General features: G+C 78.4%; 6 protein-coding genes. 1 reads left to right on the top strand and 5 read right to left on the bottom strand.

The genetic code is table 11. The features are described 5' to 3' along the window. The 3 genes from hemG to hemE form a co-directional block, all read right to left on the bottom strand. The coding region (gene hemG, locus K6U79_10850; GenBank protein ID MCL6522849.1) for a protoporphyrinogen oxidase at positions 1–1,142 on the bottom strand (1,142 nt) is incomplete at its 3' end. Then, entirely contained in the window at positions 1,049–2,011 is a 963-nt protein-coding gene (gene hemH / locus K6U79_10845; GenBank protein MCL6522848.1) for a ferrochelatase, read from the bottom strand. The genes hemH and hemG, both read right to left, overlap by 94 nt. Then, positions 2,008–3,075 carry a uroporphyrinogen decarboxylase gene (gene hemE, locus K6U79_10840; GenBank protein MCL6522847.1) on the bottom strand — a complete coding sequence of 356 codons (1,068 nt, stop codon included), beginning with the start codon at positions 3,073–3,075 and terminating at the stop codon, positions 2,008–2,010. Before hemE ends, hemH begins: the two co-directional genes overlap by 4 nt. A 168-nt stretch (positions 3,076–3,243) precedes the next feature. Here hemE and K6U79_10835 point away from each other — a divergent pair, with 168 nt between their 5' ends. Further along, positions 3,244–3,936: an alpha/beta fold hydrolase gene (locus K6U79_10835; protein ID MCL6522846.1), complete on the top strand. Its 693-nt coding sequence runs from the start codon at positions 3,244–3,246 to the stop codon at positions 3,934–3,936. Here K6U79_10835 and K6U79_10830 read toward each other — a convergent pair. Together K6U79_10830 and K6U79_10825 are read right to left on the bottom strand one after the other, a co-directional pair. After that, positions 3,899–4,705, bottom strand: a complete 807-nt coding sequence (locus tag K6U79_10830) for an alpha/beta hydrolase (GenBank protein MCL6522845.1) — start codon at positions 4,703–4,705, stop codon at positions 3,899–3,901. The two genes, K6U79_10835 and K6U79_10830, sit on opposite strands and share 38 nt — an antisense overlap. Then, the coding region (locus tag K6U79_10825) for a TOBE domain-containing protein (protein ID MCL6522844.1) at positions 4,698–5,377 on the bottom strand (680 nt) is incomplete at its 5' end. The genes K6U79_10825 and K6U79_10830, both read right to left, overlap by 8 nt.

The following is a 5,377-nucleotide window of genomic DNA, read 5'->3' as shown; positions in this document are numbered from 1 at the left end:
CCGCGGAGGGGTTCGGGGAAGGCTTCCTGGCGGTAGGCCAGGTTGACCACCGCCACGGGCGTGCTCTCGATGGCGCCCAGGAGCTCCGCCAGCTCCGCGTCGAGGCGCTCCAGCAGGGCGGCCGCGGAGGGCGCGGGGACGGCCACCACCACGCCCTCCGCCTCCAGGCGCTCGCCCCCGGCCAGGTGCAGCCGGTAGCCGCGCCCCCCGGGCGCCGGCTCCAGCGCCTCCACGGCCTCGCCGAGGCGCGCGGGGACGCCCGCCTCGGCCAGCGCGGCGGCCATCGCCTCGACCAGCGTGCCCATCCCCTCGTCGAAGCTCATGAAGAAGGTGCGCCGCGGCCCCGGGGCAGCGCCGTTCGCCCCCGCCGGCGGCGCGGCGCCGTCCCCCCGGCCGGCCCCGGCGGCCCGCGCGGCGCGGCGGCGTGCCGTCACGGCGCGGATGAGGCCCCCCGCCTCGCGCTCCATCTCCGCGTAGCGGGGGAAGGCGGCCAGAAGGCTCATCCGCTCCGGGGGCGCCCCGTGGATGCCGGCGATGAGCGGCTCGGCCAGCCGCTCCAGCACCTCGCGGCCGAGGCGGCGGACGACGAAGGACTCCAGGCTCTCGTCGCCGCCGCCGGCGCGCGGCGGGACGACCAGGTCGGCCAGGGCGCGCAGCTTCCCGGGCCAGCTGAGAAGGCGCGTGGCCAGCAGCTGGCGCAGGTCGGCGGGCACCATCAGGTCGAGGCCGGCGGGCACCGGCTCCAGGCGGCCCCGCGACCAGATGAAGGAGCCGGGGCCGGGCTCGGTGGGGATCATGCGCCCCTCCAGGCCCAGGCGGCGGGCCATCTCCACCACGCCGGGCTTGTAGGTGACGAAGGAGTCGGGACCGTACTCGAGGAGGAAGCCGTCCACCCGCTCGCTCCGCACCTTGCCGCCCAGGCGCGGCCCGGCCTCCAGGAGGAGCACCTCCAGGCCGCGGGCGCGCAGCTCCAGGGCGGCCGCCAGGCCGGCGACGCCGCCGCCCACCACCACCGCCCGCGCCCGCCCGGCTGCGCTCGCCGCCGCGCTCACGCTCCCCCCTCCCCCGCCGGCGCGGCCGCGGCGGCCGCCACCGCCACCTCGGCCAGCAGCCGGATCAGCGCCGGCGAGTCGTTGAGGCAGCGGACGCGGTGGAAGGCCAGCCCCAGCTCGGCGGCCCGCTCGCGGTGCTCCACGTCGTTGTCGTAGAGCGTCTCCAGGTGGTCGGCCAGGAAGCCGATGGGGTCGACCACCACCCGCCGGTGCCCCTGGAGGCGGAGCTCCTCCAGGAGGCGCAGCACGTCCGGCTCCAGCCAGGGCTCGGCGCTGGCCCGCCCGCGGCTCTGGAAGCCCAGCCGCCAGTTGAGCGGCCCGAGCAGGCGGTTGAGGCCGCGGATGGTGGCCTCCAGCTGCCGCACGTAGGGGTCGCCCCCCTCCACCATGGAGCGGGGGAGGCTGTGAGCGCTGAAGACGACGGGCACCCCCTCGCGCTCCTCTGGCGGCACCTCCTCCAGCGCCTCGCGGAGTCGCTCCGCCAGCGCGCCCAGGTAGAGCGGGTGCTCGTGCCAGGGCGGCACCCGCACCGGCTCCAGCGGCAGTTCCAGGCGGCGGAGCGCCTCCAGCGCCGCCCGCTCGTACTCGTCCACGCTGACCGCCGAGCGGTAGGGGGTGAGGCTGAGCAGGAGGAGCCGCTCCACCCCCTGCTCCGCCAGCCTGCGCAGGCCCTCCTCGATCGAGGGCTCGGCGTAGGCCATGCCCGCCTCCACCGGCCACCGGAGCCCGCGCCGCTCCAGCTCGGCGGCGAGCAGCTGGCGCTGCCGCCGCGTGACGGCCGGCAGCGGCGAGCCGCCGAAGCGCCGGTAGCGCTCGCCCACCTCCGCCTCCAGGGCGGGGGGCGGCTCGCGGCGCAGCAGCTTCCTCAGGAAGGCCGGCACCTCCTCCGGCCGCTCCGGCCCGCCGAACCCCAGCAGGATGACACCCCAGCGCCCCTCCCGCAGCCCGCGCCCGCTCAACGCTCGCCACCTCCCCGAGGGCCCAGGCGGTGGACGGCCTCCACCAGCCAGGCCACGTGTTCGGGCGGCGTCGCCGGGTCGACGCCGTGCCCCAGGTTGAAGACGTGGCCGCGCGGCCCCGCCGCCCGGAGGATCTCCGCCACGCGCGCCTCCAGCAGCTCGGGCGGCGCCTCGACCAGCAGGAGCGGGTCGAGGTTGCCCTGCAGCGCCCGCCCCTCGCCCAGCCGCCGCCGCGCATCGCCCGGGTCGATGCGCCAGTCGAGGCCGATGACGTCGCCGCCCGCCTCGGCCACCAGCTCCAGCAGGCCCGCCGTCGGCGTGACGAAGTGGATGAGCGGCACCGGCTCGCCCTCCGGCGTGCGCAGGCGGCCCACCGCCTCGGCGATGCGCCGGCTCCAGGGCAGGACGGCGCGCCGGTACTCCGCCGGCGCCAGCGCCCCCGCCCAGGAGTCGAAGAGCTGAAGCACCTGCGCGCCCGCCTCCACCTGCGCCGCCAGGTAGTCGACGGTGAGGGCGGTCAGCCGCTCCATCAGCTCCCGCCAGAGCTCCGGCTCCCGCCAGAGGAGCGCCTTGGTCCGCCGGTGGTCGCGCGAGCCGCCGCCCTCCACCGCGTAGCTGGCCAGGGTGAAGGGGCCGCCGGCGAAGCCGATCAGCGGCACCGGGCCGCCCCCCGAGGCCGGGCGCGCCGCCAGCTCGGCGCGGACGGCCCGCGCCGCCTCGAGCACGTAGCCCAGCGCCTCTCGCGCCGGCGGCACGGCCAGCCGCTCCACGTCGCGCCGCTCGCCGAGCCGGCGGTCGAGGACGGGACCGCTTCCTGGCACGAAGCGCAGGGGGAGGCCCATCGCCTCCAGCGGCAGCAGGATGTCGGCGAAGAGGATGGCGGCGTCCAGGGGGAAGCGCCTGAGCGGCTGCAGCGTCACCTCCGCCGCCAGCTCGGGCGTCTTGACCAGCGTGAGGAAGCCGTACCTCTCGTGGAGCCGCCGGTACTCGGGAAGATAGCGGCCCGCCTGGCGCATCAGCCAGACGGGCGTCCGCTCCACCGCCTCGCCGCGGCAGGCGCGCAAGAGGAGGGAGCCGCTCGCCTGCGACCCCTGCGTGGACGCTCACCTCCGCACGGAAAAACCCGCGCACCATCCTATCACCGGCGCCTGCCGCCGGCGCGCCGCCCGCGGGACCGCGAGGCGGCCCCGGCGTATGATGGAGGCAACGTCCGGAGACGGGGTGCCCTGAGGATGGTTGGGGAACCGCTGGAGCGGCGCGTCCGCGAGCCGGAGCCCGGCGCCGCGCGCCCGCCGCTGGTCCTGCTGATGCACGGCTACGGGAGCAACGAGGAGGACCTGCTGGCGCTGGCCTCCGCCTGGCCCGGCCTGCGCGTGGTCTCGGCCCGGGGGCCGCTGGAGCTGGGCCCCGGCGCCTACGCCTGGTTCGGCTTCCGCGGGCCGGCTCTGGAGGTGGAGGCGGCCGGCTTTCTCGAGGCCCTGGGACGGCTGGAGCGGCTCTTCGACGAGCTGTGCGAGCGCTACGCCCCCGGGCGCCGGCAGGTGGTGGTGGGCGGCTTCAGCCAGGGAGCCATGATGGCTGCGGCGCTCGCCCTGCGCCGCCCCGCGCAGGTGGGCGCCCTGCTGATGATGAGCGGGCGGCTGCCGCCCGAGGAGCTGCTGGAAGCGGCGCGGGCGCCGGGGGCCGGGGCGGCGCCCGCTCCCGGGAAGGGGCGGGCGCGGCCGCTGGAGGGGCTGGAGGCACTCCTCACCCACGGCCGCGAGGATCCGCTCATCCCGCCTTCCGAGGCGGAGCGGACGCGCGACCGTCTCGAGGCGCTAGGCGCCCACGTCACCCTCCGCCTCTACGCCATGGGCCACCAGGTGAACGAGGAGGCGGCGGAGGCGGTCAGCGCCTGGCTGCGGACGCTCCGGGAGATGGCCTGACCGCGGCCAGGATGGCGCGCGCGCAGGCCTCCGGAGCCTCCAGCTGGAGGAAGTGGCCCGCCCCCTCCACCAGCTCCAGCCGCGCGCCGGGGATCGTCTCGGCCAGGAAGCGCCCGTAGCGGGGCGGCGTCAGCGGATCCTCCCCGCCCTGCAGCACCAGCGTCGGCAGCCGGATGGCCGCCACCTCGGCGCGGCGGTCGAAACGGTCGCAGGCCAGCAGGTCCTCGCGCAGCCGCAGCAGCCGGCCCTCTCCGGGCGCGCTCCCCCCGCCCCCCTCCGCCTCCGGCGCGCGGAGGAGAGGCGGCCATCCTCCCGCCTCCAGCTCCTCCAGAAGGGCGGGCGCGACGCGCAGGCGCGCCCCCGTCGCCACCAGGACCAGGCCCGCCAGCCGTTCCGGAAAGCGAAGGGCGGCTTCCTGGGCGACCGCGCCGCCCATGGAGTGACCCGCCAGCCACGGCGCCCCCAGCGCCGGCCAGGCGGCCGCCAGCGCCTCCAGCAGGCGGCCCAGCCAGGCGGCGTAGGCCTCCACGCTCGCCTCCCCGGGCAGCGGGGAGCTGCCGCCGTGGCCGGGCAGGTCGGCCGCCAGCGCCGCCAGCCCCGCCTCGCCCAGCCGCTCCAACAGCGGCGCCCAGTGGCCCGCCTCGCCCCCCGCGCCGTGCAGCGCCAGCAGCCAGGGCCCGCCGCCGGCGGCGCCCGGCTCGAAGTTGGCCAGGAGGCGGACCCCGCCCCCGCCCAGCGGCAGGTCCAGCGCGCGCAACCGCTCAGCCATCCGTCCCGCCCTCCCTCCGTCCTTCGTCCTCCATCAGGTGGAGCGCTTCGGGCGGCAGCTCCACCTCCAGCCGCCCGCCGGCGCCGAGGCCCGCCTCCGCGGCCAGTCCCGCCGGCAGGTCGGCCACCAGCGGCAGCCCCTCCCCCGCTCCCGCGCGCAGGTGCAGGCGGTCGAAGGCGCCCTGCGGCGCCAGGCGCTCCAGCCTCGCCGGGAGCCGGTTGGCGGCCGCCGCCCCTGCCGCGCCCCGCCCCGCCAGCCGCACCCGCTCGGGCCGGATGCCCAAGATGGCCGCCCGGCCCGGGCGCCACCGCTCCCGCCAGGCCGCCTCGCACCCGGCCGGCGGCGCCGCCTCCAGCGCCAGTCCGCCGGCCCGCAGGCGCAGCCGCCCGCCCTCCGCCGGCGCCTCCACCCGCGCCGGCCAGAGGTTCTCCATCCCCAGGAAGCGGGCGGCGAAGGGCGTCCGCGGGCGCGCGAAGAGCTCCCCGCGCGGCCCCTCCTCCACCAGGCGGCCGCGCTCCAGAAGGGCGAGGCGGTCGCCCAGCACCAGCGCCTCCAGCCGGTCGTGCGTCACGTAGACGGCGGTGACGCCCAGCCTTTCCAGCACCGCCCGCAGCTCCTCGCGCAGCGTCTCCCGCGCCGGCGCGTCCAGCGCCGAGAGCGGCTCGTCCAGCA

Source organism: Bacillota bacterium (assembly GCA_023511835.1).
GTDB lineage: Bacteria > Bacillota > Sulfobacillia > JAIMAT01 > JAIMAT01 > JAIMAT01.
This window is presented reverse-complemented; position numbering and strand designations above follow the sequence as displayed.